This is a genomic window from Acidobacteriota bacterium, assembly GCA_012729555.1.
Lineage (GTDB): Bacteria > Acidobacteriota > UBA6911 > UBA6911 > UBA6911 > UBA6911.
The window spans coordinates 20,713-47,261 of the sequence record JAAYCX010000008.1 but is presented as its reverse complement, the minus strand read 5'-3'; the positions used below and the strand labels follow the sequence as shown (position 1 = coordinate 47,261).

Annotated in this window: 20 protein-coding genes; 13 read left to right on the top strand and 7 right to left on the bottom strand. The window is 66.0% G+C overall.

Going from position 1 to position 26,549, the window contains the following annotated elements:
• Positions 1–9: 9 nt before the first annotated feature.
• Positions 10–1,251, bottom strand: a complete 1,242-nt coding sequence (locus GXY47_00960; GenBank protein ID NLV29697.1) for an MFS transporter — start codon at positions 1,249–1,251, stop codon at positions 10–12.
• A gap of 45 nt (positions 1,252–1,296) precedes the next feature.
• Complete coding sequence (locus tag GXY47_00955) at positions 1,297–2,763, bottom strand: sucrose phosphorylase (protein NLV29696.1); 1,467 nt, start codon at positions 2,761–2,763, stop codon at positions 1,297–1,299.
• Between the two features lie 318 nt (positions 2,764–3,081).
• Between GXY47_00955 and GXY47_00950 the strand changes: the two genes are divergently transcribed.
• The 5 genes from GXY47_00950 (at position 3,082) to GXY47_00930 (ending at position 9,735) form a co-directional block, all read left to right on the top strand.
• Complete coding sequence (locus tag GXY47_00950; protein ID NLV29695.1) at positions 3,082–4,509, top strand: FAD-dependent oxidoreductase; 1,428 nt, start codon at positions 3,082–3,084, stop codon at positions 4,507–4,509.
• Between the two features lie 45 nt (positions 4,510–4,554).
• Positions 4,555–5,850: an MFS transporter gene (locus tag GXY47_00945; protein ID NLV29694.1), complete on the top strand. Its 1,296-nt coding sequence runs from the start codon at positions 4,555–4,557 to the stop codon at positions 5,848–5,850.
• A gap of 33 nt (positions 5,851–5,883) precedes the next feature.
• Positions 5,884–7,581 carry a carboxylesterase/lipase family protein gene (locus tag GXY47_00940; GenBank protein ID NLV29693.1) on the top strand — a complete coding sequence of 566 codons (1,698 nt, stop codon included), beginning with the start codon at positions 5,884–5,886 and terminating at the stop codon, positions 7,579–7,581.
• A gap of 132 nt (positions 7,582–7,713) precedes the next feature.
• The gene (locus GXY47_00935; protein NLV29692.1) at positions 7,714–8,358 is read left to right on the top strand and encodes a hypothetical protein; all 645 of its coding nucleotides are present in this window, start codon (positions 7,714–7,716) and stop codon (positions 8,356–8,358) included.
• Positions 8,359–8,385: 27 nt separating this feature from the next.
• Positions 8,386–9,735 (top strand): SGNH/GDSL hydrolase family protein, encoded by a 1,350-nt coding sequence (locus tag GXY47_00930; GenBank protein NLV29691.1) that lies wholly within the window; start codon positions 8,386–8,388, stop codon positions 9,733–9,735.
• Here the strand turns inward: GXY47_00930 and GXY47_00925 are convergent.
• Entirely contained in the window at positions 9,732–11,066 is a 1,335-nt protein-coding gene (locus GXY47_00925) for a hypothetical protein (GenBank protein NLV29690.1), read from the bottom strand. The genes GXY47_00930 and GXY47_00925 overlap by 4 nt on opposite strands.
• 646 nt (positions 11,067–11,712) lie before the next feature.
• Here GXY47_00925 and GXY47_00920 point away from each other — a divergent pair.
• The 3 genes from GXY47_00920 (at position 11,713) to GXY47_00910 (ending at position 16,763) form a co-directional block, all read left to right on the top strand.
• Positions 11,713–12,660, top strand: a complete 948-nt coding sequence (locus GXY47_00920) for a GntR family transcriptional regulator (protein NLV29689.1) — start codon at positions 11,713–11,715, stop codon at positions 12,658–12,660.
• A 97-nt stretch (positions 12,661–12,757) separates the two neighbouring features.
• Positions 12,758–15,331 (top strand): glycoside hydrolase family 3 protein, encoded by a 2,574-nt coding sequence (locus GXY47_00915; GenBank protein ID NLV29688.1) that lies wholly within the window; start codon positions 12,758–12,760, stop codon positions 15,329–15,331.
• A 76-nt stretch (positions 15,332–15,407) separates the two neighbouring features.
• Positions 15,408–16,763: an MATE family efflux transporter gene (locus GXY47_00910; protein ID NLV29687.1), complete on the top strand. Its 1,356-nt coding sequence runs from the start codon at positions 15,408–15,410 to the stop codon at positions 16,761–16,763.
• On the opposite strand, the gene GXY47_00905 is transcribed toward GXY47_00910, so the two are convergent.
• The gene (locus GXY47_00905) at positions 16,742–17,839 is read right to left on the bottom strand and encodes a hypothetical protein (GenBank protein NLV29686.1); all 1,098 of its coding nucleotides are present in this window, start codon (positions 17,837–17,839) and stop codon (positions 16,742–16,744) included. The genes GXY47_00910 and GXY47_00905 overlap by 22 nt on opposite strands.
• A 228-nt stretch (positions 17,840–18,067) precedes the next feature.
• On the opposite strand from GXY47_00905, the gene GXY47_00900 reads away from it, so the two are divergent.
• On the top strand, positions 18,068–18,439 hold the full coding sequence (locus tag GXY47_00900; protein NLV29685.1) for a DUF4870 domain-containing protein: 372 nt from the start codon (positions 18,068–18,070) through the stop codon (positions 18,437–18,439).
• A 9-nt stretch (positions 18,440–18,448) separates the two neighbouring features.
• Here GXY47_00900 and GXY47_00895 read toward each other — a convergent pair whose 3' ends face one another.
• The gene (locus GXY47_00895; GenBank protein NLV29684.1) at positions 18,449–19,105 is read right to left on the bottom strand and encodes a transposase; all 657 of its coding nucleotides are present in this window, start codon (positions 19,103–19,105) and stop codon (positions 18,449–18,451) included.
• Positions 19,106–19,242: 137 nt separating this feature from the next.
• On the opposite strand from GXY47_00895, the gene GXY47_00890 reads away from it, so the two are divergent.
• From GXY47_00890 to GXY47_00875, 4 genes are all read left to right on the top strand, one after another.
• On the top strand, positions 19,243–20,007 hold the full coding sequence (locus tag GXY47_00890; GenBank protein NLV29683.1) for a sulfite exporter TauE/SafE family protein: 765 nt from the start codon (positions 19,243–19,245) through the stop codon (positions 20,005–20,007).
• A 103-nt stretch (positions 20,008–20,110) separates the two neighbouring features.
• Entirely contained in the window at positions 20,111–22,567 is a 2,457-nt protein-coding gene (locus tag GXY47_00885) for a molybdopterin-dependent oxidoreductase (protein NLV29682.1), read from the top strand.
• Between the two features lie 33 nt (positions 22,568–22,600).
• Positions 22,601–23,593 (top strand): hypothetical protein, encoded by a 993-nt coding sequence (locus GXY47_00880; protein ID NLV29681.1) that lies wholly within the window; start codon positions 22,601–22,603, stop codon positions 23,591–23,593.
• Positions 23,594–23,651: 58 nt separating this feature from the next.
• A complete protein-coding gene (locus tag GXY47_00875) occupies positions 23,652–24,485 on the top strand; it encodes a dienelactone hydrolase family protein (protein ID NLV29680.1) in 834 nt (277 codons plus the stop codon).
• Here GXY47_00875 and GXY47_00870 read toward each other — a convergent pair whose 3' ends face one another.
• Both GXY47_00870 and GXY47_00865 read right to left on the bottom strand, forming a co-directional pair.
• Positions 24,486–25,577 (bottom strand): SPASM domain-containing protein, encoded by a 1,092-nt coding sequence (locus GXY47_00870; GenBank protein ID NLV29679.1) that lies wholly within the window; start codon positions 25,575–25,577, stop codon positions 24,486–24,488. It abuts the gene before it with no gap.
• Between the two features lie 14 nt (positions 25,578–25,591).
• Positions 25,592–26,548 (bottom strand): glycyl-radical enzyme activating protein, encoded by a 957-nt coding sequence (locus GXY47_00865; GenBank protein ID NLV29678.1) that lies wholly within the window; start codon positions 26,546–26,548, stop codon positions 25,592–25,594.
• Between the last annotated feature and the right edge of the window lies 1 nt (position 26,549).

Sequence of the window (26,549 nt, the reverse complement as noted above, 5' to 3'; positions counted from 1 at the left end):
GCTCCCCGTTCAGAGCGAGGCTTCGGCGTCGTATTCGCTTGCATCCAGCGCAGCCAGGCGTTGGCGCGCCGGATCGTAGATCCAGTTGAGCAGGAGCCCGGCAAAGAGGAGGGCGGCAAAGACCGTTGCCAGGACGAAGCCGTACCTGGCGTGACCGAAAAGGTCGCTCAAGCCGCCCATGGCGAGGGGCCCGACGGCGGCCGCCGTGCAGGTGAAAAACAGGATGACGCCGGCCACGGTGCCGTGCTCCGTCTTCGGAAAGCAGCTGATGCCCTTGGAATTGAGAGTCGGATAGATCATGGACATGAAGAGGCCCGACAGCGGAAGGAGCCAGACGGCACAGGACAGGCCTCCCGCGACGGAACCGGCGAAGCAGAGGAGGATGGCCAGGCTGAAGAGGGCCATGACGGAGGTCCACGGGTAGCGCGCGAGGATCCACGCTCCCAGGAAACGGCCGAGGGCGCGCAGGATGAAGAAGACGGAGGTGGCGTAGGCGGCCAGGAGGGCGAAGGATCCCGAATAACCCTCCAGGAGGGTGGGCATCCAGACATAGACGGCGCATTCCGCCGCGACGTAGAGGAAGATGCCGAGCGAAAACCCCAGGGCATAGGGGTCTTTCATCATGCGCAGGGTGCGCCTGAAGTCGATCGGTTCCTCCACGGACCTCACCGTCTTCGGATAGCGTACCATGGAAGCGGTCACGATCAGCAGGACGCAGACGGTCCCCGCGATCAGGTAGAGCCACTTCCAGGAAAACCCTGTCGCGAGGAGTCTGGCCACGACGGCCGGGCCGATGATGGCACCCACCCCGAAGAATCCCTCGACCGTGTTCATGGTGGCGGTATGTTCCGCGGTGGAGCGCGAGATGTCGCCGACGAGGGCCAGCGCCCCGGTCTTGAAGATCCCGATGGCCGCGCCGGAGATGACGAGCAGCAGCAGGAAGAAGAAAAAGGCGTTCCCCACCGCAAAGAGGTACGAGTTGAGCGCGAAAAGCACCAGGCCGAGAACGATGGTCCTTTTGCGGCCCAGCTTGTCGGCCAGGTAGCCCAGGAATATGGCGGCCATTGCAATCGCCAGCATGGGAGCATAGTGAAAGGCCCCGGCGGCGACCATGCTCAAACGGAATTCCCTGATGACTTCCGGGATGATGACGCCGACGGAATCCGTGGTCATGGCGAACATCAGGAACATCAGATAGGTGAGCCACTTGATGGCCCTCAAATGATGCCCGGGCGCGGCCTCTCTGCTCATCGGTGCTCCTCCTGCAAAAACCCGGACGCCCCGGGCCCCGTGGCGTCACATGAAAACCGCCTCCGCCGCCGTCCCGGCCAGGTCCGTGCCCGTGATGGAGGCGCACGGGCCGGACAGATCCACGTGGAGTCTGACCCAATGTTCCTGCAGCTTCCACCGAAGCTCGATCAGGCTATCGGCCGGAGCTTCGACCCGGAACTCGCCGGCGAATGCGGGGTGGTTGTTCCGGAGTCGGATCAGCTGCAGCTGTTTTTGTACCACGGGGCGCCGGAGCGCGGCGGCGATTTCGGCGGCGGTGTAAAAATGACGGTTGATGTCGCGCCCGACCGCCGTCCGGGCGAGGAGTTCCATGTCGTTGGTCCCCCCCAGCAGGCCGACGTAATAGACCTGGGGGATTCCGGGCGCGAAAAGCTGGAGGGCGCGGGCGATCAGGTAATCGGTTTCCCGGCCTCCCAGGGCGTCCAGGAAGGTGCAGTTGACCTGGTAGAGATCCAGGTTGCTGGCGGCCGCCCCGGTCGCCCGCCGGCTCTGGCCCCGGCTTCTCCTGTGGATGGTTTCCACGAGGTCATCGATCTCCCGCGGCGACAGCAGGCCGGGACTCCCGTCGGCGTCGGCGCCCGCATCGATCACCCCGATGCCGTCGTGGGTGTCGAGGACCGTGACGGCGTTGCGGGGACTGATGGACAGCCAGCGCGCCAGCGGACGCGCGTCGCGGCTGAAGAGCGCATGAAGCACCAGCGGCGGCAGCGCGAAGTCGTAGACCCGATCGACCCGGCGGGCGATTTCGATCTGCTTCCGGTAATGGCTGTGGATCTCCACCAGGACCTCGATCCCCCGGGTACGCGCCTTGGAGGTCAGCCCGGCGATGTATTCGAAGGTTTCCGGGATCATGAAACAGCTCGTTCCCGGCTTTTTGATCGCGTAGCCGACGGCGTCGAGACGCATCATCCTGATGCCCGAGGCCTCGAACCTGCGGAGGATCGCATCCAGGTAGGCTTCGGCCCGGGGGTGACGGACATCGATGTCCACCTGCTCCGGGTTGAAGGTGGTCCACAAGAGTCTCCTCTCGCCCGACCGCAGCGTCACGGGGGTGAAGGGAAGGGTGGGCCTCGGCCGGTAGATGCCGAGAATATCCGATTCCAGGGCGCCCTGCGGGAAGACGCGGCCGAAGGTGAGAAACATGTCCGCGTATTCCGAGGCCGGGCCGTTCCGGGAAAAGTCGAGGAACTGCGGGGACGACGAGGAAACGTGGTTCACGATGAGGTCCGCGACGAGTTCCATCGTTCCGCCCAGGGCCCGCACGTCATCCCACGTACCCAGGCGCGGGTCCACCTCCGTGTGGTCGATCGGGTCGAACCCCGCGTCGGCGCCGTCGATGGGGGTGTAAAACGGGAGGAGGTGGGCTCCACCGAACAGGCCGGCCAGTTCACCCTGCAGCAGGCGGTGGAGTTCGCGAAAACCCCCGCCCGACAGGCGGTCGACATAGGCGATGAGCTGGACCTGATTCTTCATGATCGCTCTCTCGGGTGAGCCATGGCGCTCCCGGAAATTCGGAACGCTTCCGGAATAATGCCGCCGCGGTGCGGGAACATTCCCATCCTGGACCTGCGGGCCCATCAATAGCAGCATGTTTTCCCATATGTCAATACTTATTTAATGAAATGGATAGCCAACTTGATTGGGGCCGCCGTGCAAAAGGCATTACATATAATATTAAACAGTCATATAAACACGTTGACATAAAATTGCCTTTTGAAATAGCATGGCCGAAAAAAGGGTGGCATGGGGCCCGTGCACTGCCTGCGCCCGCCCGCCATCCAGGGGGGCGCAGTGACAAACATAATCAGAACCATCCCTGAACCGAACCGGACGGTGGGCGTGGTGCGTGAATGTGACGTCGTCGTGGTCGGCGGCGGTCCGGGGGGGGTCGGCGCCGCTGTCAGCGCGGCCCGTAACGGCGCGGATACGGTCCTCGTGGAGCGCTACGGATGCCTTGGGGGGATGGGTACCGGCGGGCTGGTGACCATCATCCCCTGTCTGTCCGATTTCGACGGCACCCTGCAGATCGGCGGGATCAACCAGGAGTGGATCGAGCGCCTCACCCTCCGGGAAGCGGAGACGCATCCGCCCAGGGAAACCTGGGGGTCGACCGACAGGCGATTGCTCGCCTACTGGAACGACCGGTCCTTTTTCACCGTCCGCCAGGGGCATATCGTGTATGCCTCCATCATCGATGCCGAGATTTCCAAGTGCGTGCTCAACGACATGGTCTCCGAAGCCGGGGTGAAGACGTACCTCCACTCCTGGGGAACCCTGCCGATCATGGACGGGAACCGGGCGACGGGAGTCGTGTTCGAAAGCAAATCGGGGCGGCGGGCGATCATGGCCAAGGTCGTTATCGACTCCACCGGCGACGGGGACCTGCTCCCCGGCGCCGGCGCCCGATTCGATGCGGATATCGACCCCGGCCTCCGGATCGCCAACCTTTCGCTGAGCTACTGGATCGACAACGTCCATTTCCTCAAGGTGGACGATTTCCGCAAGACCCGGCCCGCGGAGTGGGACGGCCTGATGCGCGAACTGGCGGGCCGGGGGGGGCATCCGTTTTTCATGAGGAGCAACCTCAAGGGCCAGGAGAACATCGTCTGGGTACATCCGCGCTACGCCGCCTCGAGCCAGACCGACGTCGAGGAACTCACCCGGGTCGAATTCCTAGGCCGGGAGAAGATGCTCCTCACCCATGAGTTCTACAAGAAGCATATTCCCGGATTCGAGGAGAGCTTCATCGTTCTTTCCGGCCCGCAGCTGGGCACGCGCGGCGCCCGGAGAGTCCACGGCGAGTACATGGTGACTTCCAGCGACCTGCTGTCCGGGGAGCCTCCTGAAGACACCGTCGCCATATTCCCCGACCTGGACCGGGGCGAAGCGTCGCTGGCGCATCCGCACCTGTTCATCCCCTATCGTTCGCTGGTGCCGAAAGGGGTCGAGAACATGCTGGTGGCCTGCCGCGCTTTCTCCTCCGACCAGGAGGTGAACAATTTCTTCAACCTCATCCCCCATTGCGTCGCTTTCGGCGAAGCCGCCGGGACCGCGGCCGCCCTCAGCGTCCAGCAGGGGGTGAGCGTCCGTAATCTGGAGTACCCTTCGTTGCGGAGGCGGTTGACGGCTCAGAATGTGCCGCTGCCGGGCGCCTGTCCCGCCGGATACGAGAAAAGCGCGGCGGGGCCCGTGGCCGTCTACGAGCCCCCGATGTTCTGATCCGCGGTCCGGCGGGAGTGCGGCCGGCGCGGGTTGGGAGGAGACATGGTTTCTGCCCTGAAGGCGGCCGAGAGTTTTTTCGGCTGGAAAGCCCTGGTGGTCGCCGCGGTCATGTATTTCGCGCTGACGGGCCTCCTGCTCTATTCCTTTCCCGTATTCCTTCCTTTCCTCTGCACGGAATTCGGATGGAGCCGGGCCTCGGTGTCCTGGGCGAATTCCCTGGCCATGATCGTCACCGGGCTCGCCAGCCCCATTGCCGGAATGGCGGTCGCGCGCTACGGGGCCAGGAAATCCATCGCCTCCGGCGGTATTTTGTGCGTCCTCTGTTTTGTGGCCGCCAGCTTCCATAATCAGCTGTGGCAGCTCTACCTGGCCTATGGCTTCCTGTTCGGACTGGGCGGGAGTCTCTGCGGCATGCTCGCGCTGACCACGGTCGTCAACAACTGGTTCGTGAGAAAGCGGCCCCTGGCCCTCAGCATCCTCCTGACCGCGGGCGGCCTGGGCGGCCTGGTCATGGTTTCCTTCATCATGGCCCTCATCAACCGGTTCGGATGGCGCAGCGCCTACCTGGTGATCGCGGCCCTGATCCTCCTCCTGCTCGTCCTCCTGCCGGCCCGGCTGCTGGTCAACCGGCCTGAAGACGTGGGCCAGGCGCCCGACGGGGTCCCGGCCGGGGACGCTCCCGCCGCTGCGCCGGAAAGGCAGAAGCTGTACGGGACCCCGGTGGATTTCACCGCCGGCGAGGCGATCCGGACTCCGGCATTCTGGTACCTGACGGTCCTCGCCACCGCCTTCATGATGGGCATCCAGGGATTCATGCTCCACCAGGTGGCCTTTCTCCTGGACATCCGGATCTCCTCAGCCGTCGCCGCCGGCGCCTACAGCCTGTTCGTGGGAGTCAGCGCCGCCGGCCGCCTGGGAATGGGCTTTCTGGGAACGCGATATCCGACCCGGCCGCTGGCAACCCTGTCCATGCTGTTGATGATTTCGGGAATGGTGATCCTCCTGCAGGCCGAAACGCTGCCCGTCATCTTCCTCTACAATACCCTCATAGGATTGGGCCTGGGCGGCACCTATGTGGCGATCATGAACCTCATGCCGCTCTATTTCGGCAGGACCCATTATCCCCGCATCATGGGCATCGCCCTGCCGTTTTCCACCATTCTCGGGAGCACGGGCTCGCCGCTCGCGGGATGGATCCGCGACGTCACGGGCAGCTACAGGGGGGCGTGGGAACTCGCGATTCTCATCCTGGCGATCGGGCTGGCCGCGCTTCTGTTGGCCCGTCCCCCCGTCCATCCTTCGAGCCGGCGGGGCGCGGGGCCATCTGCCGGTTCATGACGAAATCCCGGCGGGAAACCGGGAGGAGGCAAAATGTCCAGGACGAAATCGAAAAGGGGTGCCGGGCTCAATCGTCGGCAGGCCATGATGCTGACCGCTTCGGCGGGTCTGGCGGCGCTGGCGGGGTCCTCCTGCCATCCGGGAGGCGGCGCCGGGAAGGCCGCGCCTCCGGCCGCGGCGGCGAGCTGCAGCACGCCGCGGACGGCGGTGGCCCGCACGCAATACGGAAAGGTGCGCGGGTATGTCGAGGAGGGCGTCCTGACCTTCAAGGGCGTCCCGTACGGAGCCGACACCGGGGGGGCGAACCGGTGGCTCGCAGCCAAGCCGCCCACGCCGTGGGAGGGCGAATACCCGGCCCTGACCTACGGCCCCAATTGTCCGCAGAACCTGCACACCTGGTCGAGCGAGCAGACTTTCCTGCAGCAGTGGACCGACGGGTGGCAGGGCGAGGACATGCTCAAGGTGAACATATGGACGCCGGGCCTGACCGGAAAGCGTCCGGTGATGTTCTACATCCACGGGGGCGGCTACGCCTTCGGCTCGGCCTACGAACTGGCCTCGCAGGACGGGGCGCAGATGGCGCGGCATCACGACGTCGTTTCGGTGACGGTCAATCACCGTCTCAACATCCTTGGATTTCTGGATGTCTCCTCGATCGGCGGTCCGGCCTATGCCGATTCGGCCAACGTGGGGATGACGGACCTCGTGGCCGCGCTCCGCTGGGTTCGGGACAACATCGCCTCTTTCGGCGGCGATCCCGATTGCGTCATGATTTACGGCCAGTCGGGCGGCGGCTCCAAGGTGACGACGCTGCTGGGAATGCCCTCGGCGGCGGGACTGATTCACCGTGCGTCGGCGCAGTCGGGCGGCGGCGGCGACGCTCCCGACGCCGGGCAGTCCGGGGAATACGCCCGGCGCGTCCTCGCCGAACTCGGCGTCCGGGACATCGCGGCGCTCCAGGCAATGGAATGGTCCAGGCTCGACCGGGTGGGCGGTGCCGTGGCGGCCGCGATGAACCCCCCGATGGGGGTGTACGGGCCGATCGCGCCCCCGGGCACGGAGAAGCCGCGCGTTGGCTGGGGGCCGACGGTCGACGGCCGCGTGGTTACCCTGAAGTCCTTCTTCGACGCCGCCCCCGAAACCTCCAGGGACATACCGATGCTGTTCGGGTCGGTGAGCGAGGAAGGGAATTCCATGCTGTCCCGGCCGACGGAGGCCGAGTGGCGGGCCTCCCTGGCCCGAAGCTACGGCGAGGCCAAGGCCACGGCGCTGATCGCGGCGATGAAGAAAACGCACCCGGAGAAGAGCATCCGCACCCTGTCCTACATGTGCAACGGCAGCGGGCTGAACACCTTCAACATCTGCAACAACGCCATACGCATGGCCGGCATGAAACATCGCCAGCAGGGCGCGCCGGTGTTCCTGTGGTATTTCACCTGGCAGTCGCCGATGCTGGAAGACGCGGGAGCGTGGCACACGGCGGAACTCGCCTTCTGTTTCGACAACACGAAGCGGTGTGAACAGGGGACGGGCAACGGGCCCCGGGCGCAGGCGCTGGCCAGGAAGATGGCCACGGCCTGGGCCCGATTCGCGCGCACCGGCAACCCCAGCCAGCCGGGGCTCGCCTGGGATGCCTTCGATCCGGCGCGCTGCCAGACGATGGTGTTTGACGACCACTGCCGGATGGTCGACGATCCGGAAGGGGAAGTGCGCAGGATCCTGCTGTCGTAAAAGCGGCCAGAGGCCCGGCGGGGAGAGCACGAATACGGTCCACTGCAGGGAAGGGGGAGGGCATGCCGGAAATGGTCCGGTTCTTCAACCGGCGCCCGGGGTCCCGGGGAACAAACTGAAGGGAGAGAGCCGATGAGGTCCAAAAACAGCAAGAGGAATCAAACCCGCAGGGCGTTTTTCAGTGACGTGACCGCCTCCGGCGCTCTGGCCGCGCTGGCCATGGCCCAACTGGGCTCGCCGGCGGCGGCGCAGGAGCCGAAGAAGCCCCTCGACAGCCTGGGGGTGCCGCCCGACGTTCCCCCCTGGCCCAAGGGAACCACGGGCAACAAATACGACCACCTGTTCTGCACCAGGCTGAAAGAGAAACCGCTGACGGACACCATCCTCAGCCCGACGATCAGCTTCCGCGGCGCGAGCGACCTTCCCGGAGCCGGGATCAACATGGGATTCCGCTATTATGTCAAACCCTACAAGATGGAACTGCAATCCCATCACCATGATGTCGACGAATATATCTTTTTCCTGGGCGCCCAGCTGCCCGATCTGACCGCCAACTTCGATGCGGAAATCGAGATATTCCTGGGCCCGGAGTACGAAAGGCACATCATCACCAAACCCTGCATCCTCTATATCCCCAGAGGATTCGAGCACAACCCCATGGATATCAGGAGGGTGGGGAAGCCGTTGCTGTTCATGCCGCTGCATCTGGCCCCCTACTTTAACGGGTACTACCAGACGGGGTACATGCAATTCATCGGTCATGAAAAGATCGATTAGGGTGCGGGACAGGTAAGGAGAAGAAAGGTGACAAGAACCCGATCCTTGAATTGGACGCTCGCCGCCCTCGCGGCGATCCTGTTGACCTCGGCCGCCTGCTCCCGGACCCCGGGGAATGAGAATCACTGGGTGAGCGCCTGGAGCAGCGCCGTGCACGCGCCCCTGGCATTCATGCCGGAGCAGGCCGTTCCCGTCCTGGAAAACCGGACGCTGCGCATGATCGTGCGCCCGACAATCGGCGGCGGGCGCGTGCGCCTTCGTTTCTCCAACGCCTGCGGGACTCGGCCGCTGGACATAGGCGCCGCCCGCATCGCGCTGGTGTCCGGGGACGACAGGATCCTGGCGGCGTCGGATCGTCCCCTGACATTTTCGGGCAGGGGCTCGGTCCGCATTCCTCCGGGCGCTCCGATGCTGAGCGATCCGGTGGACCTGCAATTTCAGCCCTTCGCGGAAATTGCGGTCAGCGTCTTCCTTCCGGCGCACGTGAGGGATGTCACCTTTCACCTGGCGGGACAGCGGCCGACCTATATTTCGGAGCCGGGAGATTTCACCGCGGCGGTGGACATCCCGAACGCGACGACGAGACCCTCGTGGTTCTTTCTGTCCGGCCTGGAGGTCCATGCGCCTGACAAGACCGTGACGATTCTGGCCCTGGGGGATTCGATCACCGACGGGGTCGGCGCCAGGCAGGGAGACTACCGTGACTGGCCCAATCTCCTGGCCAACCGGCTGGCCGCCCAGGAATCCCTGCCCCCGATGGCGGTGGTCAATTCGGGGATCGGCGGCAATCGCGTTCTTCACGACGGCGCCGGCCCGAGCGCCCTTGCCCGGTTCGACAGGGACGTTCTGGCGCAACCCGGCATAGCCGGCGTCATCCTGCTCGAGGGGATCAACGACATCGGCTGGCCCCGCATGAAGCTTCCCGCGCCCGGTCCGGGCGATGCGGCCGCGGGCTCCGCGCCGGCCGCATCCCCGTTCGCCGGGGAGCTGGTGACCGCGCAGGATATCATCGCCGGGTACCGGCAGATCATCGAACGCGCCCACCAGCACGGGATCAGGGTGTTCCTGGCGACCCTGCTCCCCTATGAAGGCGCGGACTACTACACCGGGGAAGGGGAAACCATTCGCTCGGCGGTCAACGAGTGGATCCGGACCGGCGGAGCGGCTGACGGCTGCTTCGATTTCGACCAGGCAGTGCGCGATCCCGGGCATCCAACGCGTTTTCGTGACGGGTATCACTCCGGCGACCATCTGCACCCGAGCGCGGCCGGCTACCAGGCGATGGCCGATGCCGTCGATCTCGCCGTGCTGCGGGGAATCGAGACCCTAAAGGCCGCCCGGAACGGGGAGGAAGGCGGGAAGCAGCCGCGTCCTTAGGACGGTGACGACATGTCAGACGGCCCGATGACGCCGACCCCCATCCGCGTCATTTCTTCGCGGATCGCTTTTTCATAGGTACCGGCGATCAGCACGTGATGGCAGCCCGCGAGACGCTGCTGGAGTTGTTCGATATCCTTGAACTTCACCGCCAGTTGGTTGGAGCAGTATTTGCGTATCCCGGCGGAAGAAGCCGGCGCATTGGGAACGGGAGAACTCTCGATATCGCTGACTCTGGCCTGGGTCCTTCCCGGCCAAAGGACGAAGCTCTCCAGGTCCTTGCTGAACAATCCCAGCGTGACGTCGAATCCTGCCGGGAACTGTACTTCCACGGTCGCCCCTTTTCCCATCCCGTGATAATCCCGGAGATTGTACTCGAGGGGCGGGGCCTCCGCCCCCATCCACCGCACCGGCGCGACGCAATGACGGAGAACCGCCGTCGATTTCCGAAAATCCACCTCGGACACGTTACACTGATAGGCCGGCTTCCGGCTGATTTCCTGCAAGACCATGGAGGTCAGCAGCGCGCACACGTCGGCCTCACAAGGCGCCGTGACCCCTTCGTCCCGCAGCCTGGTGAAGGCGAGGCACGGGAGAGGCAGCGGGGGATCGCCGCTGAACGAAAAACTCAGGCAGTCGATGGAGACGGCCGCCAGGCGTTCCTTTTCCACGAGGGAGCGCAGCAGGAGATAGAGCCGGGCTGCGTCGAGTACCGTCCTGTCGGAAGGCTCGAGGACCCGGGCCGCTTCCTTTTTCCAGCGCTCCATCTCTTTCAGGGCCGCGGCATCGTCGACTGTTTCCAGCAACGGCATCAAATCGTCCACCGGCCGGTACCGGATCCGGAGGCCGGTCCTGGCGTAAACCCGATCGGCGTTCAGATGGCCCATGGGCACGCTGGTCGAGTCGAAGGGTCTGCCGAAAATGAGGGCCTGCCGGCCGGCGAGAATGCGCGGGACGGCCAGAATTTTCAGCAGTTCGACGGCGTGCGCTTCCGAATTCGCCAGGATGGCATTGGCGCCCCTGGTCCGCATTGCGGCCACCAGATCCGTATCCATCATGATCAGGTCGAGATTTACGGGAAGAAGGACGACGGGGATGTCCAGGGCCCCCATGGATACGGGAATATTGCCGATATTTCCAACCGCTGTCCTCACGGTCGGCCGGACCAGGAGAATATCCGGGCCGTGTTCCCGCACGAGCCGGGACACTTCCTGCGGGTTCCGTTGCACGCTCTCCTGGACGGGGATCACCTGGAATTCATATTCCCGGATGGCCCGGATCGCGTCGATCAGCTTTTCGTGGCTCGAGGGCGAATCGCTTACGAAAAGCACCTTCCGGGTCTTCCCGGTGTTCCCCGGTCTCGAGGGGATCGGAGCATCCCGGGCCGGAAGGCTTGCCCCGGGAAGAGCCCCGAGCATACCGGCCAGGGTCGTTGCCCTGATGAACTCACGACGGCCGACACGGCCTGATTTCGGCGCATCTCCCTGCATCGGAACCTCCGGTTGTGGTGCCCCGCCCGCCCGTGCCGTGCCGGTTTGTGGCTGCTCCCGCCCAGCCGGGCGGAAGGACGCCCCGTGCCGCACCCCCGGCGGACCTCCCGATGGAACGGGAACGAGACGGGAGCGCAGGGCCGCGAGCACCAAACTATCCGACCCCTTTGTCCCTTGTCAAGAACGCGGACACAAATGTGTGACAGCGGGGAGTCGGGCTCCCTCCCGGTGCCGTCCACGGCGCGGAAAGGGTTCCGTCGGCGGGGCGTCGCGCCTGCGGACCCATCATCGGGTCCGGACCGCGATTGACTTTGGACGTATTTGTGTGGCAGCATGCGTCTCTCAAAAACAGGACTTCTCTGTGCCTGTCGCGGTGCCTTGACCATAACGGACGCAATCGCGCGCGGAACGCGGCGCCCGGGGGGACGCCGTCACCCGGCATCGCGTCCCGTGCGGACCGACACGCTTTTGATTGCTGGCGGATTCCATGGAATTTCGAATCGAGAAGAACAGCCCCGTTCCCGTCATCAAACAGATCCAGGAACAGATCAAACTTTCCATCGCCATGGGCGCGCTCAAAAGGGGCGACATCCTGCCCTCGATCCGTGAAGTGGAGAAACAAACGGGGGTCAATCGGGGTCGGGTTCACAGGGCCTACCTGGCCCTGCATCGGTCCGGGCTGCTCGCTCCCGCTCCGGGCAAGAGAATTGCGGTCGCCATATCCGCTGCGGCGTCGGATTCCGTCAACGAGCAGTGTCTGGGGCTGACCCGCAACACCCTCAGGAGGGCCCGGGGGATCGGAGTGTCCCCGATCGCTTTTGCCAGGTATCTCAGCCAGTATGCGCGGGAAGAGGAACGGAGGGCTCCGTTCATAGCCTACGTGGATTCGGATAAGGAAATTGCGTGTCGAAGGGCGGAACAGGTTTCCGGGATGTGGCACGCTTCGGTGATCGGATTGACGATTGATGAATGCAAGCGTGCGCTGGCCCATGGCGGCGGGATCCGCAAGGTTCTGGTCAACCATCTCACCTTCGACAGCGTCCGGCGCGCCCGGTGGGGAAGCGAAATCGATGTCATCCCGATCGAAATAGTCTACACGGCGCAGACGATCCGGGTACTGTCGAAAATCAGGGCGTCGACGCTGCTTGTGCTCCTTCCCAGGCCTGCCCTGGCGAGCGCCCGCTTCATCGTGGAGCACCTGCGAAAATGGATGAAGGGGGAGGAACGGAAGATCGCCTGGATGGATGTCCACAAGGTCACGGACTTCCCGAGCCTCCTGAAGGGGGCCTGCTATGACCGCGTCCTGGTGTCTCCCGGCGCGCTGAACCAGGTGCCGGTTGGGCTCAGGCGGAGTCCGCGCCTCGTGCCGCTTCAGATGGAACTGGACCCGGAGGCCCTGGAAATCGCCAGAATCCGCGCAGGCGTCTTAGTATGAAGTTCCGGGGGGCGGGGGGCGGGCCGGTTGCCCCATGGGGGATGTCAGGATGAAGCCTAAAGGATTCCTGTTGGCTTTGATCGGGTTGCTGGGATCGATGTCGTTCGGACGGCCGCCGGCGGACGTGCCGTACCTGGATCCGGAACTCTCTCCCGAGCGCCGTGCCGCGGACATCGTTTCCCGGATGACGCTGGAGGAAAAGGTGCTCCAGATGCAGAGCACCGCCCCCGCCATTGCGCGCCTCGGCGTGCCCGGATACAACTGGTGGAATGAAGCCCTGCACGGCATCGCCCAGGGACGCGCAACGGTTTTCCCCCAGGCCATCGGGCTTGCCGCCACCTGGGATACCGCTCTGATGTACCGGGTGGCGGATGTCATCTCCACCGAGGCGCGCGCGAAATACCATCATGCTTTGACGCGTCCGGCCGTCCCGGGACCCGGGGCTGGCGCCGTCCTGCCCGGACGCACCGCCGGGCTGACCTATTGGTCTCCGAATATCAACATTTTCAGGGATCCCCGGTGGGGACGCGGGCAGGAAACCTACGGTGAAGATCCCCACCTGACCGGCCGAATGGGTGTCGCGTTCGTCACCGGGATGCAGGGAAACGACCCCCGCTATCTCAAGGTCGTCTCCACCCCGAAGCATTATGCGGTGCACAGCGGCCCCGAGCCGCAACGGCACGTTTTCGATGCCAGGATCAGCGAATACGACATGACGCACACCTACCTGCCTGCGTTCCGGGACGCCGTCGTCGAGGGGAAGGCCGATTCGGTCATGTGCGTCTACAACGCCGTGGCCGGGGTCCCCGGGTGCGCCAGCACGGACCTGCTGCAAAAACGGCTGCGGGAGCAGTGGGGGTTCCAGGGATACGTGGTAAGCGATTGCGGCGCGGTGAATGACATCTTCAGGAATCACCAATACACATCCACGCTCGGCGGCGCAGCCGTAGCGGCCGTCAAGGCGGGCACGGACCTGACCTGCGGCACGGAGTATCGAACCCTGGTGGAGGAGGTGAACTCCGGGCGCATAACGGAAGCGGAAATCGATCGCTCCCTCGAGCGGCTCTTCGTTGCGCGCTTCCGTCTGGGCATGTTGGATCCTCCGGAGAGGGTGCCCTATTCGAGGATTTCGATCGAGGTGAACGATTCGGACGCGCACCGGGAGGTCGCGCGGGAGGCGCAGCGGAAAGCGATCGTGCTCCTGAAGAATGAGGGAGGCATCCTGCCTCTGGGCCGGTCGGTGCGCAGGATCGCCGTCATCGGCCCGTCGGCCGACGACCCGGTCGCGCTGCTGGGGAATTATAACGGCATCTCCTCCAGGCAGGTGACTCCGCTCGAGGGCATCGTGCGGCAATTTCCGGGTGTACAGGTGAGGCACGCGCTCGGCGCGACCTATACGGCCGGCACGCACGCGCTGGTTTCGAGCACATTCCTGACGTCTCCCGGGGGGAGCGGCGGGGTGTTGGCCGAATACTTCGATAATCCGGATCTTCGAGGGGAACCCAGGCTCCGCCGGGTGGAGGCGCGAGCCTATATGGACATGGGCATGGAAGACCCCGCCGTCGAAGCGGCCATCGGCCACGAAAACTATTCGGTTCGCTGGACGGGCACGCTGACTCCGACCGCGACGGGCGAGTATGCCATGACCGTTCGCACCGGCATGTGGGAGCGCACCGCGAACGCCCGATTGTTCCTCGACGGGGAGGAGCTCTCCTCGGGGAGAGGGCCATCCACCCGGATGACTTCGACGCAGGCGGCGGCGGGGCCTCGGATGGGCGGAAGCGGCAGGGTGCGGTTGGAGGGGGGGCGGAAGTACGCAATGCGCCTGGAATACAGGCAACCGGGTTCCGGCGGTACCGCGCAACTCGGATGGATCCCGCCTGCGGCCGCCACGCTCGACGAGGCCGTGACCCTCGTAAAGGATTCCGATGTCGCCCTGGTTTTTGTAGGTTTGAACTCCGAGTTGGAGGGAGAAGAAATGCCGGGGGTGAACATCCCCGGTTTTTCCGGCGGCGACCGTACCAGCCTGGACCTGCCGGAGCCGCAGGAAAATCTGGTAAGGGGGGCCATCGCGGCGGGAACCCCCGTGGTGGTCGTCCTGACAAGCGGCAGCGCGATTGCCGCGAATTACGCGGCCAGCAACGCGGCGGGGCTGCTTGTGGCCTGGTACGGCGGCGAAGAGTCCGGCACCGCGATCGCGGAGACCCTGGCGGGGGCCAACAACCCGGCGGGCCGGCTTCCGGTCACCTTTTATAAAAGCGCTGATCAACTCCCCCCTTTTACCGATTACTCGATGAAAGGGCGCACCTACCGGTACTTCAAGGGGGAGAGCCTGTACCCCTTCGGCTTCGGGTTGAGCTATTCGCAATTCGCCTATTCAGGCCTGAGCGCGCGGCGGACATCGAACGGGGCCGAAATCAGGGCGCAGGTCAGGAACACCTCGCCACTGGACGGGGATGAGGTGGTTCAGCTCTATGTCGCCGGCGGGCCCGGAACAGAAGCTCCGATACGAAGCCTGCGCGGATTTCAGCGCATTCACCTGCGGGCGGGCGAGAGCCGCCAGGTGCGCTTCGCGCTCGACGCCGGGGAGCTCCCGGAGTCCCCCGTGGAGGTCAGCGTCGGCGGCGGACAACCCATGGAAACCATACCGCACGTAAGCGGCTCCCTCTAGGGGCGGGAGGCGCCGGCGGGCCCTGCGCAGCGGTGTGCCGCGCCCGGGAGGTTGCGGTGGAGGCGCGGAGCACGATTTGGCAAAGCATACGGAACGACTGGGAAGTGCGCCGCTCACGGCGCTGCTGGTGAAGCTGAGTCTCCCCGGGATGGGGGCGATGGTGGCCACGAGCATCTACAATATCGTGGACACCTTCTGGGTCGCCCGGCTGGGGCATGAGGCGATCGCCGCGCTCACCATCGTTTTCCCGTACCAGGTACTGACCATCGCCGTCGGCATCGGCACCGGGGTCGGGATGAGCGCCCTGGTATCGCGGCGCTTCGGGGAGCGAAAGCTCGAGGCCGCCAACCGGATCGCCGGGCAGGTCTTCTCGCTGAGCCTCTTCTGGGGCCTCCTCTTCGCCCTCATCGCCCGGCTCGGCTCCGGCCGCATCGTCGCCGCCTTCGGGGCCACCCCCGACGTCGTCGAATTCGCATCGGACTACCTGGTGATCACCGCCTGCGGCGCACCGCTGTTCATTTTTTCCATGCTCGCGAGCCAGCTCATCCGCGGTTCGGGCGACGCCGTCAAACCGATGGTCATCATCGGCGCCGCCAGCGCGCTCAACATCGTGCTCGACCCCCTGCTGATCTTCGGCGTCGGCCCGTTTCCGGAGCTGGGGATCCGCGGGGCCGCCCTGGCGACCGTCATGGCGCAGGTCTGCGGCGCCGCCATCGCGCTCTACTATCTCCTGGGCGGGCGCACGGCGTACCGGATCGATCGGGGATACGTCCTCCCCGACCGGCTCCTGGTGCGCGAGATCTATCGCATCGGCGCCCCGGCGTCCGTGCAGGAAATGACGGAAAGCTTCGCTTTCGTCATTTTCAACCGGATGGTGTCGGGTTACGGATCGGTGGCGATAGCGGCCGCCGGGCTGACGCTGCGGGTGGCGGATTTGATGTTCATGCCCATCATCGGGGTGTCGCACGCGCTCCTGCCGGTGGTGGGCTACAACTTCGGCTCGGGCGACCGCGCCCGGCTCTGGCGGGCGGTCAAACTCTGCTCCCTCGGCCTGGCGCTGCTGCTCGGGGTCTGCACCCTCCTGGTCGAGATCTTCGCGCCCGGGATCGTCGGCCTGTTCAGCCGCGACCCGGAGGTGCTCGCGGCCACGGTCCCGGCCATGCGCATCATGCTCTCCACCCTGGTCTTCATCGGGCCCGGGGTGATGGCGGTGGCGACCTTCCAGGGGCTCGGCAAGGGGGGGGTCGCCCTCTTCCTGTCGCTGGCGCGCCAGTTCCTCCTCTTCGTCCCCCTGGTCCTGCTGCTGCGGCAGCTGTTCGGGCTGACGGGGGTCTGGATGGCCATGCCGGCCTCGGACATCCTCAGCCTCGTGCTCTCCCTCTCCTTCCTCCAGTGGGAGCGCCGTCGCCCCTACCCGCGCCCCACGGTGTAGTGGAAGATCGGCCTGCTCACCTTTCTGACCGTCAGCGGTCCATGCTCCACCCCTTCGGGGATGAAGGCGGCGAAGCTTCGGTTCAGGATGTAGGGCTTCCCCGCCACCCGCAATTCGACCTCGCCGTGAAGCCGGTGAATGTCGCCGAAATCGGAGCCGAAAAAGCCGATGACCTGTGGGCAGGGGTGCGAGTGCGGGTCCGCCAGGACGAGGTCCCGCTCCTGCGTCCCGGAATCCTTCTCCGGCCGGATCCACCAGGTTTCCGCCCGGAAACCCGACCCGGGCACCACGTCCGCATCGAGATGAGCCACGGGGTGAAGGATCGATTCCGGCATCTCCCTGCGGTAGGGGGGCAGCGGGTGCCGCGCCCCGTTGCCGAAGACGAAGTATTTGCCGACGTCCCTCTCCCCGGCGTATTTGCCCGGGCCGTCGTCCAGGACCGTGTGGGTGTAGGAGGGGGTGAATCCCATGCTGAAATGAAACACCGGGCGCGTCAGCTCCCCCATGTTCAGGGGGCAATGTTTCATCCCCGCGGGGATATGGACGATCGAGCTCCTGTTGAACGCCACGGGGCGGTCCTCCAGCCAGAACTCCATTTCGGCGCCCAGGTCGGAAGGATCGTCGAAGTCGCTGCCGAAAAAGGTGAAGAGCTCGTCGAAGGGATGCATGTGCGGCCGGGGTCCAAGCCTGACTCCGGGGGCGAGCCCCTTCATCACCGCGGCCGCCTCCGCGGCCGCCCTGGGGCTGACCATCGACGGTGGAAAAAACCACAGGCACTCGGAGTAGAGCGTACCCGGCCCGACTTCGCCGTCGATGTAGAGCACGTGCTCCATCGAACGGTTCTCTCCGGGGGAGTAGGGCTCCAGCGGCCTGCCCGGAACCCCCCAGGCGAGAACCACGCTTTTCTTCATTTCGGTGATGATATATTCCGGCTTGAACGCTTCCATGGTCGCTCCTTCGCCCCCCGGGCTCCCGGGGTGCCAGACGGCGGTCTTCGCCGACCCCGCCGAAAGCCGGAATCCGGCCGCCGGCAGGGCCAGGCCCGAACGGATGAATGCCCGACGCGTGGTCCTCATCTTGGTGAATCCTCCCTTGCTCGCCCGGCCCGGTTGGCGTGCGTGTCTCGGCCGGGGACGGATTCGGGGCAACGGACTCTACGGATGGAACATATTATCGACGGGGCGGGCCGCCGGGGTCAAGGGGGACAGTGGTGACTGTCCCCCCGGCGGGGTTTGCTTGACTTTCCCGGGAAGCGGGGCCAGACTGGAACCAACTTTTCAACCCACCATCAAGGGAGATATACGATGTCGGATATCGATCAGACACCGGCCGGACAAACGGAATCCTCGGGCGGGATGAGCCAGGACGACAGGAATCTGTGCGTGCTCATTCACATCCTGGCGATCTTCACCTACTTCGTGGGACCCCTGGTCATCTGGCTGCTGAAGAAGGACCAGTCCCGGGAAGTGGCCAGGCACGGCATCGAGGTCCTCAATTTCTGCATTACGATGACGCTGGCCGGGGTCGTATGTTCGCTGCTGGCCTTCATCGTCATCGGCCTGATCCTGCTGCCGCTCCTCGGCCTGTACGCCCTCATCAACCTGATCATGGGCGCCGTCGCGGCCAGCAAGGGTGAATTCCGGCCCTATCCCTTCACCCTGCGCCTCCTCTCGTGAGGGGGACAGTCACCACCGTCCCCGTAATCTCAGGCGCCTCCTGAACCGGCGCTCGAGTTCCAGGATCGACGATTCGGTCGCCAGCGGCTTGCCCGTCGCCGTGGCGCGGCGGATCCGGTGGAGCTGGCGATCGTCCTCGAGCCTCTCCTGGAGGAAACGGGCCCAGGATTCCGGGGTGAAATTCTCCCGCCACCACGTCATGTCCAGAAGCCCGGTTTCGTCCACCCCGCTGAGATGGGCCCGGGCGCTCGACCAAGGATAGTCCTCCGGCCGCTGGACCAGGCGCGCGCGTACCGGGTTCAGCTCGATATAGGCGAGCACCTCGGCAAACGAATCGAAGTCCACCGGACAGGAATAGAAACGCTCCTGCCAGAGGTGGCCCGATTGGCGGCACTGGATGTTCTGCCAGCGGGAGTAATCGTTGTGGGTGCGGCCGACCCCCTTTGCCAGCGAATCGCCGTATTCGGGGATCAGGGCGTCGTGGGCGTGATTGGTCATCAGGCAGTACCCGGGAAGGGTGAGATGGTACAGGTCGAGGTACCTGGCCAGCATGTCCAGGTACACGGCCCGGTCCCGGTCCTTGAAAAAGACCGTCTGCCTCCGGTTCCCGCGCTGGGTGACATGGTGCGGCCAGCCGGGGACTACGATGCGGGCCGTGCGTCCCATGCGCGGGTAGTTTCGGTCGAACCGGCAATATCTCCAAAAAACGAACAGGGGACAGTCACCAGTGTCCCCCTTTGGATGTCGATCGGAAAGCCAAGAACTTGATGAGGACGGTGGTGACTGTCCCCTATAATACACGGATGCTGAACGGGGCGGATTACGCACTGACAGGGTTGGCGGCGGCGGCGGCCGGGGGGATCAACGCGCTGGCGGGCGGGGGAACGCTGATCACCTTCCCGCTCCTGCTGGGGCTGGGGGTACCGCCGATCTCGGCCAACGTGACCAACACCATCGCCCTCTGCCCCGGGTTCATCGGGGGGATCCTGGGGCAGATCCGGGACCTGGCGGGCCAGCGGCGGCGCTTCTGGACCTTCCTGGCGGCCAGCGCCACGGGCGGGGTGGCCGGCGCCCTGGTGCTCCTCAATACGGGGGAGCGGGCATTCATGGGAATGGTCCCGTGGCTCATCCTCACCGCCTCCTGCCTGCTGGCGTTCCAGGGGGCCGTCCGCGCCTGGCTGGTGCGCCGCTCCCTGACGCTGGAGGCCCGCCGCAGGCCGGAGTTCTGGGCGCTCCTGATCGTGGGGCTCCTGTCGATCTACGGGGGCTATTTCGGGGTGGCCATGAGCGTGCTGGTGCTCCCCGTCCTCTGCCTGATGATCGACGAGGGGCTCACGCGCCTCAACGCGATCAAGCAGACCGTGGCTTTCGGCGCCAACGGCGCGGCCGCCGTCCTGTTCCTCTTCTCGGGCCGGGTGAACTGGACCCTGGCGGCGGTCATGGCCCTGGGGGCGCTCGCGGGGGGCACGGTGGGGGGGCGGCTGGCCGGTCGCATCCGACCCGATCGCCTGCGCTGGACCGTGGTGACCCTCGGCCTCGTCCTGGCCGTCGTCTATTTCCTCCGCTGACGTCCCATCCCCCGACGCTTAATCTGTTGCGCTTCCCGCGCCATCCGTTTTAGAGTGGAGCGAAGGTCCGGGGCTCCGATCCGGACGGCGACAGGGGGATGCGATGGATTTCAGGCCATGGACATGGAAGCCGCCCGAGGGCGCGTCGGCGGTCGACTACGGCGCGGGGCGCCAGGACGGGTATGAGAGGGTGTCGGGAGAAGCCGTCTTCACCCGCGACGTGAGCCTGCCGGGGATGCTCTACGCCAAGATCCTGGTCTCCCCCTACGCCCATGCCCGGATCCTGAGGATGGACACCGTCAGGGCCGCGGCGCTTCCGGGGGTGCGCGACATCCTGAAATTCGACGATCCCGACATCGAGTTCGAGAATTCGACCGGGGGCTACTGCTCCGCCGCCTACAACATCCTGGCGCTCCCGCGCACCGGCGATTTCTACCAGCACCCGATGGGGGCGGTGGTGGTGGCCGACAGCGAGGAGATCTGCGACCGGGCGCTCCGGCTCGTCGAGATCGAGTGGGAGGAACTCCCCTTCATCCTCGACATGGAGGAGGCGCTCGAGCCCTCCGCTTCTCCCCTCATGCCCGAGGTCGTGAGGATGGACCGGGGGGCGAAGGAGCCGAACACGCTCCGGACGCAGACGACCGAAATCGGCGACGTCGAGCGGGGGTTCGCCGAGGCGGACCGGATCCTGGAATACACCATTACCCGGGCGCCCAACACGGTCGCGGGCGTCGAGGCGATGGCGTGCGTCGTGCGCTGGCGGGGGGAGTTTTTGGACATCTGGCCTCACCACACGGCCCACATGCAGCCGGTACTGGCGAGCCCGAGCACCCCGGCCAGGGGGCTTTCGGGGGTCGCGCTCGGTTACGGTGTTCCCGATATTCCCGACGACCCTTCGGCGACGGGGCGGTTCAAGCGCCTCGAGCCGATGGCCGAACACAACAAGATCACGGTGACCGTCCCCTTCCAGGGGGCGTGGTACGGCGGGATCGCCTGGCTGGGCTATTCCACCGCCTTCATCCGCATGGCCGCCATCCTGGCCCGCAGGGCGAAAGGGCGGCCGGTGAAGCTGCTGTACGACGAAAGCAACTTCTACGTCAACGGGGACGACGCCGGGGTCTACCGCTGCCGCGTCGGGGCGAAGAAGGACGGGACGATCACCGCCTGCGACTGGGACGTGACCGGTCCCTTCGGCGAACTGCACGTGGACAAGACCCACGAATCGACCCGCATCCCCAACTATCGCAACACCCAGCGCTGGGCCCTCGTCAACCACGGGCACCACATCTGCTTCCGCCACGGCGCCCACTGCTGCGTGCCGCACAACGTGATGTTCGACCGGGTGGCCGCCGAATTCGGGCTCGACCCGACGGAGGTGGCGCTCCGCAACGACGGCTGCAAGGGGCACGACTGGGAATGGGTGACCGAATACCAGAAGGAAAACGGTTTCCCCGCCCGCCACAGCCTCGCGGAAGTCATCGCGCTCGGCAAAAAAGCGATCGGGTGGGACGGGAAATGGCACGCACCGGGGGCGCGCCGCCTCCCGGACGGGAGGATGCACGGCCTCGGCTTCGTTTCGATCAACGAATGGAGCTGGATCGCCGGGCGACAGTTCGCCTGCCTCACCCTCCAGGAGGGGAAACTCACGATCATCGGGCTGCGGGCCGACTTCGGCATGGACACCGAGTCCGCCTTCCGCCACGCGGTGGCGGCCGAGGCGGGGCTCCGCTACGAGGACACCGTCATCCAGCAGCAGCGGGCGGACGCCGGGGCGTACCGGTTCTGGGTGCCGGGCGGCTCCATGGGCATCAGCCAGACCACGCCGCAGCTGGTGGTGGCGGCCCGGGAACTGAAGCGCAAGATCCTCTCCTACGCCGTGCGGGCGCGCCCGGGTATGTTCGGCCCCCCGGCGCCCGCTTTCTTCGCGGGCAGGAAGGAGGAGGAACTCGACGTCAGGGACGGCTTCGTCTTCGAACGGGCGGACCCCGCCAACCGCAGGAGCGTACGGTCGGTCGCCTCCCCCTTCTGGGGCGACGACCCGGCCATCGTGCATCCCACGGCCGCGTCGGTGACGGGCCTCACCTTCCGGGGCAAGCCCCACCCGGAGATGTACATCATGAGCCGGCAGGCGCACTTCATGGAGGTGGCGGTCGACACGGAAACGGGGGAAGTGGAGGTCCTCGACCTCGTCTGCGTCAACGACGTCGGGCACCTGTTCAACCGGCGTGGGGCGGAGGCGCAGCAGTACGGCGGCGCGATCATGGGGCTGGGGCGGAGCGCCACCGAGGAGAAGGTTTACTGCCCGCGCACCGGTGTGGGGCTCAATTTCGACAACATCGGCTACCACATCGGCGGCATGAACGACTACCCGGCCATCCGCTGCGTCCTCAACGAGAGCCACCTCGGGTATTCGTCCTACGGCGCCTGCGGCATCGGGGAGGACACCGGCGCGTCGCTTTCGGGGATCACCGCGGGGGCCGTCCATAACGCCACGGGGAAGTGGGCGCTCGATTACCCCCTGACCCCCGACCGGGTCCTGAGGGCGCTGGGGAAGATCTGAATCAACGATGACTACGGAAAAAGGAGAGAGCTGATGCGGAGGATACCGCTGGTCTTGACGATGGTTCTGTTTTCGGGATTGCCCTGGGCCGCGGCGCAGCCGGCCGCGAAGCCGGCGTGCGACCGCGCCTGCCTTGAGAGCTATATCGACCGTTACCTGGAGGCGATGGACGCGGACAAGCCGTCGCTCGAGCTGTTCACCCGCGACTGCCGCTTTACGGAAAACGGCGTCCGGCTCCCGCTTGGCGGCGAAGGCCTCTGGGTGAACATGTCGGGGAAGGGGACCTACCGGTTCTACGTCCCCGACATCGAAACGCAGCAGGTGGCCTTCATCGGCACGGTGCGCGAGGGGGCCGACATGGTGGCCGTGGCCATCCGGCTGAAGATCGCCGGTGACCGGATCTCCGAGGCCGAGCAGCTGGTGATCCGGCCGGAGCGGGCGGCCCCGAGCGCGCCCGGGGCGCCCTCCTTCCCGCCCACCGGGGAGAGCGTCGAGAAAATGGGATCGCCGCACCCGGTCTACCTGGAGGTGATCCCCGAGTCGGAGCGCCCGTCGCGCGAGGAGATGATCAAGACCGCGAACTACTACTTCACCGGGATGCAGAAGAACGACGGCAAGGGCTACTATCCCTTCAGCGACGACTGCCACCGGATCGAAAACGGGCTCCCCTCGACCAACGTCCCGCTCAGGGAGGGGGAGACCCGGCCCGACCCGAAGACGGCCAAGACCTACTCGGCGACCTGGAGCTGCCGGGAACAGTTCGAGTCGGGGCTTCTCAATTTCGTCTCGCGCATCCGCGACCGCCGTTTCGTGGCCGTCGACCGGGAGCGCGGGATCGTCTTCGCCTTCGGTTTCTTCGACCACCACGACATCAACTGGACCTGGCAGCTGGCCGAGCTGTTCAAGATCGAGAAGGGGCAGATCCGGCGCATCGAGGCCGTGTTCCACCGCTCCGCCTTCGGGATGAACTCGGGGTGGAGCACCTACGAACAGGGGATCTCCGACGCGCTGCAGATCGTGTATTGACACGCCGGGGGCGGTCCGGCCGCGCCGGGCCGCTCCCGTTCACGCGGGGGAGGGGGGCATGGAAGAGAGAGAGAATTCGATTCTGCCGGACCGAAGGGAGTTCCTCCAGCACTGCATGACGCTGGCCGGGGCAGGGGTCGCCGGCTGCGTGGTTCTTTCGGGCACGGGGCCGGAAGCGCGCGGGGGGGAGCATAGCGTGGCCCCCTCCGACCCGCGGCTGGAAACGGAGCGGGTGCGCTACCCCGCGGGGGAGGGGGAAATGGAGGCCTATCTCGCCCGGCCCAAGGGGGACAGGAAGTTCCCCGCCGTCATCGTCATTCACGAGATCTTCGGCCTGAACGCCCACATCGAAGACGTGGCGCGGCGGATGGCCCTGGAGGGCTTTTTCGTGATCGCGCCCGACGCGCTCACCGCCTCGGGGGGAACGGCGGCCAACTCCCAGGACATCATGTCGAAGATGCGGCAGCTGGACCAGGCGGAGACCGTGCGGAATTTCACCGCCGCGGTGCGCTATCTGAAAACCCACCCGAAGACCACCGGGAGCGTGGGCTGCACCGGTTTCTGCTGGGGGGGGGCCATGACCAACCAGGTGGCGGTCCACGCCCCGGACCTCGCGGCCGCCGTCCCCTACTACGGCACCGTCCCCGCCGATGAAGACGTGCCGAGGATCAGGGCCGCCATGCTCTGCCACTATGCCGGCAACGACGAGCGGATCAACGCGGGGATCCCGGGGTTCGAGGCGGCGCTCAAAAAGGCGGGGATCGACTGCCGGATCCACGTCTACGAGGGGGCCGAGCACGGCTTCAACAACGACACCGGGGCCCGCTACCACAAGGAAGCCGCGGCCCTGGCCTGGAAGCGGACGGTCGACTTCTTCAAGGAGAAGCTCTGATCAGGCCCGGTGAAGCGTGGCGAGAGCGTCCACGAACGGCCGGCAGTGGGTGAAAAAGCGCCGGTAGCCGGCGCAGAGATAGTTCCGCTTTCCCTCGCGTGAGGGGAGGATCCGGTCCTTCGGGCAGCCGCCGCCGCACATGTCGAGCACCGGGCAGCGGCGGCATTCCCCGGGCAGCGTCTCCGTCTTGGCCCGGCCGAAGCGCCGCTGCCGCTCCCCGCCGATCAGCTCCCCGAGCGGCGTCTCGAGGATGTTCCCCAGCCGGCAGTCGGGGCGGACGAAGTGGTCGCAGCTGTAGACGTCGCCGCGCGGGTCGATCACCGGCACGTTGCACTCCGGGCGCAGGACGCAGAGGGTGTGCCCGAGCCCGAAGGCCGCGCGCGCCGCCTCCTCGAAGAGCTGTACCCGGACGCGCCCGATGTCGCGCTCGAGCCAGCGGTCGAAAACCGCGCACAGGAACCCCCCCCACCCTTCGGCGGTGACCGAGCGGCCGCTCACCCCCCCTCCGGGAACCGGCTCCACCAGGGGCAGAAAGGAGAGGTCCCCGAACCCCGCGTCCACAAAAAAATCGTAGACCTCCACGGGAAAAGGGGCGTTGCCCGAATGGATGACGGCCAAAGCCTCGACCGGGACCCCGCGGCGCCTGAGGCGCTCGCACGCCCCCATGACGAGGGCGTGGGTGGCGCCGCCGCCGGGAGCCACACGATAGAGGTCGTGAAAGCGCGCGGGCCCGTCAAGGCTGAGGCCGACGCGGAACCCTTCGTCGGCCAGGAAGCGGCACCACTCCCCGTCGAGGAGCAGGCCGTTGGTCTGGATCCCGTTTTGGATCTCCCGGTCCGGGGGGCAATGCCTTTTCTCGAGCGCCACGATCCGGCGGAAGCGGCCGAGGCCGTAGAGGGCGGGTTCGCCGCCGTGCCAGGCAAAGGGGATCACCCCGCCCGGGGCGCAGTCGATCTGCTGCCGGATGGCCGCCTCGAGCACCTCTTCGGGCATCCGGCGGGAGTCCCCGTGGGGGATGGCGTAGCAATAGGCGCAGTCGAGGTTGCACCAGGTCCCCACCGGCTTGGTAAATACCTGGTATTCCAAGGGCATGGCCGTCCCCGGTTTCAGTGGAGGGTGGTGGGGAGGCCCAGGTCTTCCAGCAGGGCGACGAGGGCACGCATCCGGGCCTCGGAGGGGGGAACGGCTTCGAGCACCTTCCCCCGGTTTTCGATCCGCTGGTACTTGACGACGCCGAGGTTGTGGTAGGGGAGGAGCTGCACCACCTCGACCGCCGCGCCGAGCGAGAGGCAGAAAACGCCGATCTCCCGGATGGCGGCGTCCGAGTCGTTGAAGTCGGGGATGACGGGGATACGGACCTGCATCTTCCCCCCCCGCGCGGCGATCAGCCGGGCGTTGCGGAGGATCAGGGTATTCGATACCCCGGTCGCCGCCCGGTGGATCTGCGCGTCCATCTGCTTGAGGTCGTACAGAAACAGGTCGGTGTGGGCGAGCGCTCGCTCCACGACGCCCGCGGGCACGTGCCCGGTCGTGTCGAGGGCGGTGTGGATCCCCTGCTCCTTCAGCTTCTCGAGGAAGCGGAGCACGAATTCGGGCTGGCAGAGGGGCTCCCCCCCCGAAACCGTGACGCCGCCGCCCGAATTCTCGTAGAACGGCCGGTCCCTGAGGACGCGCGCAAGGAGCTCTTCCAGGGTGTAGTCCGTCCCGCAGATCTCGAGCGCCTTCGGGTAGCACTCGCGGGTGCATGCGCCGCAGGCGTCGCACGAGGAACGGTCGATCCGGACCAGCCGGATCTCCTCCCCGCTCGCCGCGTTCCGGGTTGTGTCGCCGGGGGAGAGGGCCCCGCGGGGGCAGGCCGCGAGGCAGCGGCCGCACTTTTCGATACCGATGCAGCGCACGGCCAGCCAGCTGAGCTGCGGGGCGAACGATTGCGATTCGGGGCTGTGGCACCAGGGGCAGGTGAGGGGGCACCCCTTGAAAAAGACGGTGGTGCGGATCCCCGGGCCGTCCTGGATCGAAAAGCCCTGGATGTCGTAGACCTTCCCCGTGAGCTCCGTTTCCATG